The following is a 12,937-nucleotide window of genomic DNA, read 5'->3' as shown; positions in this document are numbered from 1 at the left end:
GTGGGCACGGGCCGCCGCCCCGCGTGTCGGGGCGGCGGCCCGTGCCGAACGGGCGAATTTGACCCTCCGAGGCAGCCGCCCGTAACCTAGACCGTCGGCGTGTCTGTAGACGCGTCGCGCCTCTGAGCAACTCCCTCCCGCCCGTCGGGAGAGGCCGCTCGTCCGATTCCGGAACGCCGCGGGCCCTCGGGTCCGTGTGAGTGGCTGGCTTCAGAGGTTTCGATCCCGAGTGAGAGAGAGATCCGCGTGTACGCCATCGTGCGCAGCGGTGGTCGCCAGCACAAGGTTGCTGTCGGCGACATCGTTGAGGTTGACAAGATTTCCACTGCCAAGGTTGGCGACACGGTCGAGCTCTCGACCCTGCTCGTTGTCGACGGCGACGCCGTGACCAGCGACCCGTGGGTCCTGGCCGGCATCAAGGTCACGGCCGAGGTCGTGGACCACCACAAGGGCGCCAAGATCGACATCCTGCGCTACAAGAACAAGACCGGCTACCGCCGTCGCCAGGGTCACCGCCAGCAGTACACGGCGATCAAGGTCACCGGTATCCCCGCGGCTGCGAAGTAAGAGGGACTGAGACATGGCACACAAGAAGGGCGCATCGTCCACCCGGAACGGGCGCGACTCCAATGCCCAGCGGCTCGGCGTGAAGCGCTTCGGCGGTCAGGTCGTCAACGCCGGTGAGATCCTGATCCGCCAGCGTGGCACCCACTTCCACCCGGGCTCCGGCGTCGGCCGTGGCGGCGACGACACGCTGTTCGCCCTGCAGGCCGGTTCGGTGCAGTTCGGCACCCACCGTGGCCGCAAGGTCGTGAACATCGTTCCGGTCGCCTGATCGGATCTTTTGCGGAGGCGGACCTCACTTCCCGTTCGGGAAGCGGGTCCGCCTTTCGCGTGTTACTAGATAGACATTCCGTACGTAAGTAAATGGAGGCACAACCATGACCACCTTCGTGGACCGCGTCGAGCTGCATGTCGCCGCAGGTAACGGAGGCCACGGCTGCGCCTCCGTTCACCGGGAGAAGTTCACGCCGCTCGGCGGCCCCGACGGCGGAAACGGCGGCCGTGGCGGCGATGTGACCCTGGTCGTCGACCAGGCGATCACCACGCTCCTCGACTACCACCACTCGCCGCACCGCAAGGCCACCAACGGCCAGCCCGGCGCCGGTGACAACCGCTCCGGCAAGGACGGCCAGGACCTCGTCCTGGCCGTGCCCGACGGCACCGTCGTCCTCGACCGGGACGGCAACGTGCTCGCCGACCTCGTCGGCCAGGGCACCATCTTCGTCGCGGGCCAGGGCGGCCGCGGCGGCCTCGGCAACGCGGCACTGTCCTCCGCGCGCCGCAAGGCCCCCGGCTTCGCGCTCCTCGGCGAGCCCGGTGAGGCGCGGGACATCGTCCTGGAGCTGAAGACCGTCGCCGACGTGGCGCTCGTCGGCTACCCGAGCGCAGGCAAGTCCTCGCTCATCTCCGTCCTGTCGGCCGCCAAGCCGAAGATCGCGGACTACCCCTTCACCACGCTCGTCCCGAACCTGGGCGTCGTCACCGCCGGCTCGACCGTCTACACGATCGCCGACGTGCCGGGCCTCATCCCGGGCGCCAGCCAGGGCCGCGGCCTGGGCCTCGAGTTCCTCCGCCACGTGGAGCGCTGCTCGGTCCTCGTCCACGTCCTCGACACGGCGACGCTCGAGTCCGACCGGGACCCGGTCACCGACCTCGACATCATCGAGGAGGAGCTGCGGCAGTACGGCGGCCTCGACGACCGGCCCCGCATCGTCGTCCTCAACAAGATCGACATCCCGGACGGCCAGGACCTCGCGGACATGATCCGCCCGGACCTGGAGGAGCGCGGCTACCAGGTGTTCGAGGTCTCCGCCGTCGCCCGTCTGGGCCTCAAGGAGCTCTCCTTCGCTCTCGCCGGCATCGTCGGCGAGGCGCGCGCGGCCAAGCCGAAGGAGGAGGCGACCCGTATCGTCATCCGCCCGAAGGCCGTCGACGACGCGGGCTTCACCATCGTGTACGACGAGGCCGAGGAGGTGTACCGGGTGCGCGGCGAGAAGCCGGAGCGCTGGGTCCGCCAGACCGACTTCAACAACGACGAGGCCGTGGGCTACCTGGCCGACCGCCTCAACCGCCTCGGCGTCGAGGACAGGCTGATGAAGGCCGGCGCCCGTGCGGGCGACGGCGTCGCGATCGGCTCCCTGGAGAACGCGGTCGTCTTCGACTGGGAGCCCTCGATGATGGCCGGCGCCGAGATGCTCGGCCGCCGTGGCGAGGACCACCGCCTGGAGGCCCCGCGTCCGGCGGCCCAGCGTCGTCGCGACCGCGACGCGGAGCGGGCCGACCCGCAGCGCGAGTTCGACGAGTTCGACCCGTTCTAGGGGTGCCTGGGCGGCTGCGGCGGTCCGTTTTCGCAGGGGCCGGGTGAGTGGGCGGCCCCGCGTCGCCCGCTCGTTCCGCTTTTTTCGTCAACCGAATGGCCTTCGTCTCACCCGTCATGCTGGACGGGTGGCGCGGAGGCCATTCGGGTGTCCGGGGACCCGTAGCATCCTCGAAGTGAGCAGCATCACGTCCACTGAGGTGGCAGGAAAGCTCGGCGTTGTGGTAATCGCACACAATGACGAGGCGCTGGTAGGCGACGCGATCCGGTCCGTGCTCGAACAGGGCCCGGTGGTCGCCGAGGTCGTGGCCGTCGACGACGGATCGAGCGACGGCACGGCCCGGGTCCTGGACGAACTGGCCGCACTGCACCCCCGGTTGCGCGTCGTCCACCGCAGCGTGAACAGCGGCGGCTGCGGCACCCCCCGCAACGACGGCTTCCGGGCCGTCACCGCCCCCCACGTGATATTCCTCGACAGCGACGACGTCCTGCCCGAGGGCGCGGCCGCGACCCTCGTCGCGGCGGCCGAGCGTCACGGAACCCCCGTCGCGGTCGGCGCCTGCGTACGGCGCGAGCTGCCCGAGGGACGTGACGTGCGCTGGCAGCCCGCGCTCTACCGCGAGCCCGCCGTCCTGGAGACCACGGAAGAACTCGTGCCGCTCGTGCACGACACCCTCTGCGTCAACAAGGTCTATGACCGGGCCTTCCTCGCCGAGCACGGCATCCGCTTCCCCGAGGGTCGCTGCGTCTACGAGGACTTCCTCTTCACCGCCCGCGTCCTGGCCGCCGCACCGCGCGTCGCGGTCGTCCCCGACACCGTCTACATCTGGCACGTCCGCCGGGCCACCGCCCGGCTGTCGATCTCCCTCGACCGGGAGGGCATCGCCAACTGGCAGTCGCGGATCGCCGCCCACCGCACCGCCGTGGAGACCTTCGAGGCCGCCGGCCGCAAGGAACTCGCCACCGCCTGCCGCACCAAGTTCCTCGAACACGACCTGCGCCTGTACGCCCGTGACCTGCGGCTGCGCGAGGCCGAGTACCGCACCGCGTGGTGGACGCTCGCCCGGGAGTACCTCGGGACCTTCGGGGAGGCCGAGATCGCCGCCGCGGTCGCGCCCGCCCGCTGGGCCGCCCGGTTCGTCCTGACCGCCGAGGAGCCCCGGGACCTGGAGCGGCTCTCCCGGCTCACCGCCGACCCGGCCCGGCTGCTCCCGCCCCATGCCCGGAGCGGCGGCGTCGCCGTATGGTCCGAGGACCTCCCCGTGGAGCTGGACGGTCTGGAGGCCCTGCCTGTCGAGGGTCTTCCGCTGCTCGTCGACGGGGACCTGCGCGCCGGAGCGACCGGCGGCGCGGGTGCCGGTGTCGGCGGCCAACTGCGGTTCACGGTCCGTGACCTGTACGGACGGCTGGGCGCCGCCGTTCCCCGTACCGCGCGGATCGACTTCCTGCCCCGGGGTGCCGACACGCCCGCCCGTACCGAGTCGGCCGAGCTGGTCGAGGGGGCCGCCGGCTGGTCCGGCCGCGTCCCCGCGGGACTCACCGCGATGGCCCGCGAGGGCCGCCGCCGGGGGAACCGGGGAGTCCAGCTCTGGGACATCCGGGTGACGGTGACGTGCGCGGACGGCGGGGCCTTCACGACGGCGCTCCGATTGCCGGAGGACCGGCAGCGTCGGTCGCTCGTGCCGAGCAGCCGGTACGGTGTACTGCTGGTGCGGCAGTACACGACGGCGAACGGTTCGCTGGCGCTGCGGCTCGCACCGGGTGTCCGTGACGGGCTCCGGGCGATCGGGGCAAAACTCCGCAGGATCTCCCGCAGCTCTCATTGAAAGGGGTTTGGGGCAATGACTTATCTGATCACCGGTGGCGCCGGATACATCGGCTCTCATGTCGTCCGTGCCATGACGCAGGCCGGCGAGCGGGTCGTCGTCCTCGACGACCTGTCCACGGGATACGAGGAGCGGGTGCCGGAGGGCGTCCCCCTGGTGGTCGGCTCCACGCTCGACCGTGAGGTCCTGGACCGGACGATCGCCGAGCACGGTGTGACGGGCGTCGTCCACCTCGCCGGGAAGAAGCAGGTCGGGCAGTCCGTCGAGCAGCCGCTGCACTACTACCGCGAGAACGTCTTCGGCACCACCGTCCTCCTGGAGGCCGTGGCCGCCGCCGGCGTGCGCACCTTCCTCTTCTCCTCCTCCGCCTCCGTCTACGGCATGCCGGACGTCGACCTCGTCACCGAGGAGACCCCCTGCCTGCCGCTGAGCCCGTACGGCGAGACCAAGCTGGCCGGTGAGTGGCTGGTGCGCGCCGCGGGCGCGGCCCACGGCATCTCCACGGCCTGCCTGCGCTACTTCAACGTGGCCGGCGCCGCGGCCCCCGAGCTCGCCGACACCGGTGTCTTCAACCTGGTTCCGATGGTCTTCGAGCGCCTGGACGCGGGGGAGGCCCCGCGGATCTTCGGCGACGACTACGCCACCCCCGACGGCACCTGCATCCGTGACTACATCCACGTCGAGGACCTGGCCGACGCGCACCTCGTGGCCGCGCGCAAGCTCACGGAGTGGGCCGAGGCGGGCGAGCCGCGCGACCTGACGGTCAACATCGGCCGTGGCGAGGGCGTCTCCGTCACCGAGATGGTCGAGCTGATCAACGAGATCACCGACCACACCACCGAGCCCCTGGTCACCCCGCGCCGCCCCGGCGACCCCGCCCGGGTCGTCGCCGCCGCCGACCACATCGCGTCGGAGCTGGGCTGGAAGGCCCGTCACGACGTGCGCGACATGATCTCCTCGGCTTGGGCCGGCTGGGTCGCGCGCCGCGGCGCGACGGTCTGACCGCAGCAGCGGCACGACAACGGGGAAGGGCCGGGGAGATCGACTCCCCGGCCCTTCCCCTTGCCCATCCATCCGACAGGTCGCGCCGCTCAGCGCTCCAGGAAGGCGAAGAGCGCCTCCCAGCGGTCGGTGATCCGGTCGGCGGAGTACCGCTTCACGTTCTCGAAGGCCGCGTCACCCATCCGGTCCCGCTGCTCCTTGTCGGCGATCAGCGTGCTGATGCGGCCGCCGAGCTCCACGGTGTTGCCCAGCCGGGCCAGCAGGCCGTCCTCGCCGTCCCGGATGATCTCGCGCACGCCCGGCGCGCAGTCGAACGCGGCACAGGGCACCCCGGCCGCCATCGCCTCCAGCAGGGTGATCGGAAAGCCCTCGGCGCGCGAGGCCTGGGCGAAGACGGAGGCATCGGAGAGCGCCCCGAGGACGTCGTTCGTACGGCCCATCCACTCGACCGAGCCGTCGAGGCCGAGCTCGGTCGTGCGCGCCCGCAGCGACGGCTCCTCGTCCCCGGTGCCGTAGATCCGCAGCTTCCAGTCGCGATGGCGGGGCGCGATCTCCGCCCAGCTGTCGAGCAGTATGTCCACGCCCTTCTCGTGCGAGAGACGGCCGACGGAGACAACGGCCTTCTCGGTGCGCGCCACGGGGGCGGCGGGCATGAAGGGCAGCGCGTTGGGCATGTGGCCGACGTTGTCCATGCCGGCCCGGATCCACCGGTCCGCGTCGCCGGGGGTGAGGACGAGCAGCCGGTCGACGTCCCGGTAGTACCGCTTCACCCGGGCGAGCCGGGAGGCGGCCGCGCTCGCGGCGTACGACTCGTGGCTCATGCCGATGACGACGAGCCCCTTGGTGTCGGAGAGGGCCACCCATTCCATCGCCCACACCTGCGTCACGATCACGACGGCGCCGGGCCGGGCGGCAGCGAACAGGGCCGTCATCCGGTCGGCCCGCTCCCGCATCCCGGCGGCGCGGACGGCGTGACGCCGGCGCTCGACGGCGTTCAGCCTGCCCTTGAGGCCACGCAGGGAGCGGACCTGCGGCGGATGCGCGTCGTACAGCGTGGTGGTGGCGTACGGCAGCGGGTCGGGGAACTCGTGCCCGCGTCCGGCGGGGGCCGGGCGGATCCCGATGACGTGCACCCGGTGGCCCCGGTCGGTGAACGCCCCGGCCATCTGGTGCGTCCAGGTCGTCACACCGCCCATCTCGTCCACGCTGTTGGCGACGATGAAGATGTCACGGCCGCCGGACGCGGTGGTCTGGTTGGTCACTTCCCGCTCCTGGTGAAGAACGTGTCGACGATCCGGCGGGCCGCGTCGCCCCGGTCGTACTCGCTGAAGTCGGCGTTGAACCGCTGCCGGGCCGCCGCGTACTTGCTGTCGGCCTCGTCCCGCAGGTTGGCGACGACCCCGAAGAGTTCGTCCTCCGTCTCCACGACGGGACCGGGGGCGTGTTCCTTCAGGTCGAAGTAGGTGCCCCGGTTCTCCTTGGCGTACTCGTCGTAGTCGTACGCGAAGAAGATCATCGGACGGTCGAGCAGCCCGTAGTCGAACATCACGGACGAGTAGTCGGTGATCAGCCCGTCCGCGAGGGCGAGCAGCGGGGTGACGTCGTGGAGGCGGGAGACGTCGACGACGCGTCCGCGGACCGACGGCGGCAGCGTCACGCTGTTCAGGTAGTGCGTCCTGATCAGCAGCGTGTGGGTGTCGCCGAAGCGGTCGGCGAACTCCTCGATGTCGAAGGGGCACCGGAAGGCGCGCACCTTGCCGCCGGGCGCGGCGCGGAAGGTCGGCGCGTACAGCAGGATCTTCTTCTCCGGGTCGACGCCCAGTTCGGCCGCGAGCGGTCCGCGGTCCCGGTGGCCCGTCCCGGTCTCCTCACGGCGCGCCTCGACGAGGCTGTCGTTGCGCGGGTAGCCGTAGGGCAGCAGCACTTCGTCGCGGAGCCGGAAGGCCTTGGCGAGGGTGCGCCGGTCGTGCTCGCCGCGGATCAGGAAGTGGTCGAAGCGGTCCAGGGCCTTCTGGAAGGAGGCCTGGGAGGCGAGGCCGCGCGACTTGGTGTGGGGCTCGTCGAAGCCCATCCGCTTGAGGGCCGTGCCGTGCCAGGTCTGGATGTACGTGGTCCCCGGGCGCTTGGTGAGGCGCAGCGGGAAGCCCTGGTTGTCGATCCAGAACTCGGCCTGGGCCAGCGCCCGCAGGTACTGCCAGCTCCAGCGCTTCACCAGGGTGACGTCCTCGGGGAAGCCGGTCGGTCGCGCGCCCGCGTACGACCAGACGGCCGTGCAGGGGACGCCCTGGCGGCGCATCTCCTCGTAGACGGCCCGGGGGCTGTCGCTGTACTGCTTGCCGAGGTGACTCTCGAAGACCACGAGGCCCTTGCGGATCGGGAGCCTGCTGTAGAACTCGTGGTAGACGCGCAGCTTGGTCTCGCCCGAGTTCAGATCCTTCTTCGCCCTGAGCAGGCGGCGCAGGCTCGTCTTCGCCAGCTCGGCGGTGCGCCCGTGCATGGCGCCCTCGATCATCGCCGTGGTGTGCACGGCGGCCCTGCCCTCGGCGGCCAGGACGTAGGACAGATTGCCCTTCCTGGTGACCTCGGGCACGAAGCGGTCGGACACCAGCTGGGTCAGCCGGGGGCGGATCCGCAGGCTGTCGGCCTCGTCGACGGGGGCGCCGCCGACGGACACCCGGGTCCGGAGGTCCTGGCCGTCCACGGTGAGGATCAGCCGGACGTCCCAGACCGCGTCGATGATGCCGAGGGGGCGGACCGTGCGGGCGATGTCCGCCTCGCCCTCCCACTCGATCCAGGAGTCGGCGTGCCGGATCGTGGTGACCGGGATGCGGGCGGTCTTCCCGCCGACGCTGCGGCGGGCCGAGAACTCCAGGACCGCGCCGAGCTCCGCGTCCGGGCCGATCCGGCCCAGCGGGTTGACGACGCGTCCGGCGAGGCTGACGACTCCGTCACGACTGGCGTACGAGGTCAGCCGGTTGCCCAGGGCGAGCGAGGTCAGCGGCCTGGTGTCGTAGCGGGAGGAGGTGACGTCCAGGATCTGGCGGCCCTGCTCGGTGTCCAGGTGCTCGGCGCACCAGTAGACCTGGCCGTCCCGCTCGGCGAGCGGGGTGGTGAGCCGGCCGGGGTTGGTGAGCGCGTCGGTGGCCGGGAGGAGGTTGGGCCAGTCCTCCTTGCTCAGCAGATAGGCGCAGATGGCGTGCATGCGCTGCACTTCCTCGTACGCCTTCGGGTCGATCTCGGCGAGGTAGCCGTTGGCCACCTCGGCGAACTCGCGCCGGTAGTCGTCGCCGAGCAGCGGCAGGTCGCGCAGGTGGAGGACGAGGTCGTGCTTGAGGAACTTGATGTCCTTGCGGTACTTCAGCTCGTCGTAGCCCCTGCTCTCCAGCAGGGCGTCCACCCGGCGGTGGATCTCCATACGGTGCACGAAGTTGGCGATCTCGTGACGCCTGTTGCTGATCGACTTGGCGGAGGCGCTCTCCTGCACGTTCCAGTAGTAGACGTGGTTCGGGATGAGCGTGATCCGGCTCGCGGCGACATAGGCCTGGGCCGAGAAGAGCAGGTCCTCGTAATGGATGCCGACCGGGAACTCCAAGCCCTGTTCGAGGAGGAACGCGCGCCGGTAGCACTTGTTCGTCGACAGGGTGTCGAAGACCAGCAGGTCGGAGAGCTCGGTGATCGACTCGATCGTCCGGGTCCGCGAGTAGAGCCAGGGATACCACTCGGTGGTCTTCTTGTGGCGGCTGTCGAGGTGGACGCGGACGCACAGGCCGGAGACCAGGTCGGAGCCGGTGCTCTCGGCGGCGTCGAGCATGTTGCGGCAGGCGTTGCGCTCCAGCACGTCGTCGCTGTCGAGGAACATGACGTACGTGCCGGTGGCGCGCTGGATGCCGTGGTTGCGAGGCGCGCCGCAGCCACCGCTGTTCGCCGGCAGCTGGTACGCCCGGACCCGGTCCGGGTTCTCGGCGGCGAGAGCCTGGGCGACCGTGAAGGTGTCGTCCTTGCTGCAGTCGTCGACGATGACGACTTCGACGCCGTGCAGGGTCTGCTCCAGCACCGACCGGACGGCCGTCGGCAGACGCTCTGCGTCGTTGTAGGCGATGACGACCACGGAGACGTCAGGCACGTGCACCTCGATTCACTTGTCGTTCGTCCACTCCTCCTCAAACTACCTGGTGTTCACCATCCGTTACGCAATGTCACCCGCCGCAGGGGTGTTCGGTCAGGGCCGGTTGATCCGCTCCACGCCGTAGTACTCGGCCGTACACCGGGCGGCCCAGTCCTTCTCGTACACCGTGGTGAAGAAGGGTTCGGCGAGGCCGCCGATGTGCAGGGGGCGGTACGTGACCTCCCGCCGGCCGGCCGCCACCTCGGCGCGGATCCGGGCGTCCTCCCGGTCCCAGGCCAGGCTGCGCGCCACCGTCTGCGTCGTCAGCGTCCGTACCGCGGGCACCAGGGCCGCCGTGCTCGCCACGGCGACGGCACCGGTGACGACGAGGAGCGCGAGGCGGGCGGCACGGACGCCGGAGGGCGCCGACGGGGATCCGGGCCCGACTCCGGGTCCGTCGGTGCCCTCGGGTCGGCGACCGCTTTCCTGCCCGCGCGTGTCGTCGGGCCCTCCCCTGTCCGCGAGTCCGCGGGTGCCGTCGATCCCGCGTCCGAGTCGGTGGCCGAGCCACGCCCCGTAGCCGCAGAGCGCCAGCAGGAAGGGCACGAGAAAGCTGGTCCACGTGCGCGCGTAGGTCCAGCCGCCCGCCCCGTATCCGCTGCGCAGCCCGTACGCGGCCACGAGGCTGCCGAGCGCGATCAGGGGCAGGGGCAGCAGTACGACGGCGACCCGAAACGTTCCTCCCGGTCCGCGGTCGGTCCGCGTGTCCTCCCCGTCCGGGCGGCGGCGCTCGGAGAGGGCCACCGCCAGTCCGAGGAGCACACCAGCGGCGAGGGCGCCCGCGTACGCCCACTGCCCGCCGATCGTCTCCCAGATCCGGGACCAGTCGCGGACCGTCTCCCCGAGCCCCGACAGGGTCAGCGGCTCCTTCGGCTGCTGGGCGCGCCGCCAGCGGGCGCCGGGCGACGTGGTGAGCAGCACCAGGCCGACGAGGAGGCCCAGGCACCAGGCCGCGCACCAGGTCGACGCGAAGCGGTCGCGCGTCCGGCCGAGCCGGGGCAGGCAGAGCAGGCCCGCCGCCGCGGCCATCAGCCCTGACATCGCGACGAAGGGTTCGCTGAGCATGCCGGCCGCCGTGCCGAGCAGCGCCGCGGTGCCGACGGCGGCGCTCCGCGCCCAGCGCCGACGGCTGCGGGCCGCCCACACGCCGGAGAGGACCGCCCAGACGCCGAGGATGCTCGGGAGGGTGTGGGAGATGGTGGCGGGAGCCCAGAGCAGCAGCTGGTACGAGCGGGTTCCCGCGAAGAACAGCAGCGCTTCGAGGACCAGGACCGCCGCCGCGGCCGCCGTCGCGGGGAACGGCAGGCGGAGCGCGCGCAGCGTGGCGCGGGCGAGGAGGAACAGCCCCGCGCCGAGCGCGAGCACCAGGAACGCGGGCAGCAGCTTCGGCCCCCGCATGTCGTCGGAGTAGAGCAGGCCGGTCAGGAAGGCGTTGGTGACGCGCCCGTTCTGGGTGTTGTAGAAGTCCGAGGTGATGCCGAGGACGCCCATGTCCCGGGCCTTCCAGAGGGCGCACCAGTCGTCCGACGTGGGGCGTACGTACACGCCGAGGAACGCGCCGACCGAGAGCAGCGCCCCGGCTCCCGCGGCGATGACGAACGCGACCCAGGGGAGTGCCTGCCGGAGTCCGCCCGCCATGTCGATGTCCTGTCCGCCCTCGTCCGTCATCCGTGCGTCACCGCGCTCCGTCAGGGTCGTTCTACTCACGGGTCATCGCTCCAGCTGCGGGGCTCTACGGGTGACAAAAGACAAGAAATGCCGCGTATATCAATATCTTCCCCACATGCTTTGCCGCATGGACGACATGCCGACCGGGCGCGGCCACCCGGACGACGTCGGACGGTCACCGCCACTTCGTACCCTGGCCGCGCTGCTCGAAGGAGAGTTCGGTGGTGGTCCCTCAGGACGTACTCTTGCCCATCCCTCTGGAGTGACCGTTCATGACCAGGCTTTCCGTCGTCGTCCCCTGCTTCAACGAGGAGGACGTCGTCGAACGCTTCGACGCGCGGATGCGCCAGGTGCTCGACACCCTTCCGGTCGGTTACGAGATCTGTTACGTCGACGACGGCAGTTCCGACGGAACGCTCGGCAAGCTGCGCGAGATCGCCGCCCGGCACCCGCACCGGACCCAGTACGCCTCCTTCAGCCGCAACTTCGGCAAGGAGGCCGCCATGCTCGCCGGCCTGCGCAAGTCCACCGGCGACGCCGTCGTCATCATGGACGCCGACCTCCAGCACCCGCCCGAGCTCCTCGCCCGCATGCTCGACCTGCACCACCAGGGCCACGACCAGGTCATGGCGCGCCGGACCCGCGAAGGCGACAAGAAGCTCCGCTCCGCCCTCAGCCGGATGTACTACCGGGGCGTCAACCGCTGGGTCGACGTGGAACTCACCGACGGCGTCGGCGACTTCCGCCTCCTGTCCCGCCCCGCCGTCGACGCGCTGCTCTCGTTGCCCGAGTACAACCGCTTCTCCAAGGGGCTCTTCTCCTGGATCGGCTTCGACACCGTCACCTTCGACTACCAGAACGCCGCACGAGAGGGCGGTGAGACGAAGTGGAAGTTCAGCTCCCTGATCAACTACGGCATGGACGGGCTGATCTCCTTCAACAACCGGCCGCTGCGCATCGCCCTCTGGCTCGGGATGATGCTGACCGGCCTCGCCGCCCTGTACGCGGTCTGGGTCGTCGCCGCCGCCCTCACCCAGGGCGTCACCGCCCCCGGATACGTCACCCTGGTCGCGATCATCGCGGGACTCGGAGGCGTGCAGATGGTGATGCTGGGGCTGATCGGCGAGTACATCGGCCGCATCTACTACGAGACCAAGCGCCGGCCGCACTTCCTCGTGAAGGAGACCCACCGCTCCTTCGGGCGCGGGGCGTCCGAACGCGTCGCCGCCGAGCGGATCCGCGTCGCGGCCACCGAGGGAGAGCACTGATGGCAGCCGGGTCCCCCACCGCGCGACGCGGACGGCTCGCCGAGATATTCCGCTTCGCCCTCGTCGGCGGCGTCAACACGGGTACCTTCTTCGGCTGTTACCTGCTGCTCCACCCGTGGATGCCGTACTTCGCCGCCTACTCCCTCGCCTTCGTCCTCAGCATGATCGGCTCCTTCTTCCTCAACACCTACTTCACCTACCGCACCCGGCCGACCTGGAAGAAGTTCGCCCTCTTCCCGCTCACCAACCTCACCAACTACCTGGTGCAGAGCGTCGGTCTGTACGCGCTCGTCACCTGGGCCGGAATGGACGACAGGATCGCGCCACTCGTCGCGGCCGTCGTCGCCATCCCCTTCACCTACCTCATCTCCCAGCGGATCCTCGTCCCCCGGAACACCGGACAGGACACCGACGACTCCGGTCCAGGGAGCGAAACGGACGAGCGGCAGCCCTCCCGGCTCGCGTAGATTGCCTGGCAGTCGCGGCGGGGAACACACGGCGCGTGGGACAGCCGAGTGAGGACGACGCAGGTGGCGGCACAGGTGACACAGACGACCGGACAGACGACCGGACCGGTGGATGGACCGGCGGGCGGACGGACGACCGGGCAGACGGACGCGACGAGGCA

General features: G+C 70.6%; 10 protein-coding genes. 7 read left to right on the top strand and 3 right to left on the bottom strand.

Going from position 1 to position 12,937, the window contains the following annotated elements; all coding sequences use genetic code 11:
- Window positions 1-246 precede the first annotated feature (246 nt).
- The 5 genes from rplU (at window position 247) to galE (ending at window position 5,208) form a co-directional block, all read left to right on the top strand.
- A complete protein-coding gene (gene rplU, locus OG514_RS06650; RefSeq protein WP_015033583.1) occupies window positions 247-567 on the top strand; it encodes a 50S ribosomal protein L21 in 321 nt (106 codons plus the stop codon).
- A 13-nt stretch (window positions 568-580) separates the two neighbouring features.
- Window positions 581-835: a 50S ribosomal protein L27 gene (gene rpmA / locus OG514_RS06645; protein WP_030317577.1), complete on the top strand. Its 255-nt coding sequence runs from the start codon at window positions 581-583 to the stop codon at window positions 833-835.
- A gap of 106 nt (window positions 836-941) precedes the next feature.
- On the top strand, window positions 942-2,381 hold the full coding sequence (gene obgE / locus OG514_RS06640; protein WP_266891841.1) for a GTPase ObgE: 1,440 nt from the start codon (window positions 942-944) through the stop codon (window positions 2,379-2,381).
- Between the two features lie 220 nt (window positions 2,382-2,601).
- Window positions 2,602-4,206, top strand: coding sequence for a glycosyltransferase family 2 protein (locus OG514_RS06635; RefSeq protein ID WP_266891839.1), 1,605 nt, complete (start codon window positions 2,602-2,604; stop codon window positions 4,204-4,206).
- Window positions 4,207-4,221: 15 nt separating this feature from the next.
- Window positions 4,222-5,208 (top strand): UDP-glucose 4-epimerase GalE, encoded by a 987-nt coding sequence (gene galE, locus OG514_RS06630; RefSeq protein WP_266891837.1) that lies wholly within the window; start codon window positions 4,222-4,224, stop codon window positions 5,206-5,208.
- Window positions 5,209-5,297: 89 nt separating this feature from the next.
- Here galE and OG514_RS06625 read toward each other — a convergent pair whose 3' ends face one another.
- The 3 genes from OG514_RS06625 to OG514_RS06615 all read right to left on the bottom strand — a co-directional run bounded on the left by OG514_RS06625 (window position 5,298) and on the right by OG514_RS06615 (window position 11,080).
- Window positions 5,298-6,404, bottom strand: a complete 1,107-nt coding sequence (locus OG514_RS06625) for a glycosyltransferase (protein ID WP_266900767.1) — start codon at window positions 6,402-6,404, stop codon at window positions 5,298-5,300.
- A 62-nt stretch (window positions 6,405-6,466) separates the two neighbouring features.
- Window positions 6,467-9,337 (bottom strand): CDP-glycerol glycerophosphotransferase family protein, encoded by a 2,871-nt coding sequence (locus OG514_RS06620; RefSeq protein ID WP_266891836.1) that lies wholly within the window; start codon window positions 9,335-9,337, stop codon window positions 6,467-6,469.
- Between the two features lie 90 nt (window positions 9,338-9,427).
- The gene (locus OG514_RS06615) at window positions 9,428-11,080 is read right to left on the bottom strand and encodes a hypothetical protein (RefSeq protein WP_266891834.1); all 1,653 of its coding nucleotides are present in this window, start codon (window positions 11,078-11,080) and stop codon (window positions 9,428-9,430) included.
- 233 nt (window positions 11,081-11,313) lie between these two features.
- Here OG514_RS06615 and OG514_RS06610 point away from each other — a divergent pair, with 233 nt between their 5' ends.
- Entirely contained in the window at window positions 11,314-12,309 is a 996-nt protein-coding gene (locus OG514_RS06610) for a glycosyltransferase family 2 protein (protein WP_266891832.1), read from the top strand.
- Window positions 12,309-12,776, top strand: a complete 468-nt coding sequence (locus tag OG514_RS06605) for a GtrA family protein (RefSeq protein ID WP_266891830.1) — start codon at window positions 12,309-12,311, stop codon at window positions 12,774-12,776. Before OG514_RS06610 ends, OG514_RS06605 begins: the two co-directional genes overlap by 1 nt.
- Window positions 12,777-12,937 lie beyond the last annotated feature (161 nt).

This window comes from Streptomyces sp. NBC_00572 (genome assembly GCF_026341815.1).
GTDB lineage: Bacteria > Actinomycetota > Actinomycetes > Streptomycetales > Streptomycetaceae > Streptomyces.
Note: the sequence above shows the minus strand (reverse complement) of the source record. Positions and strands in the feature narration are given on the sequence as shown.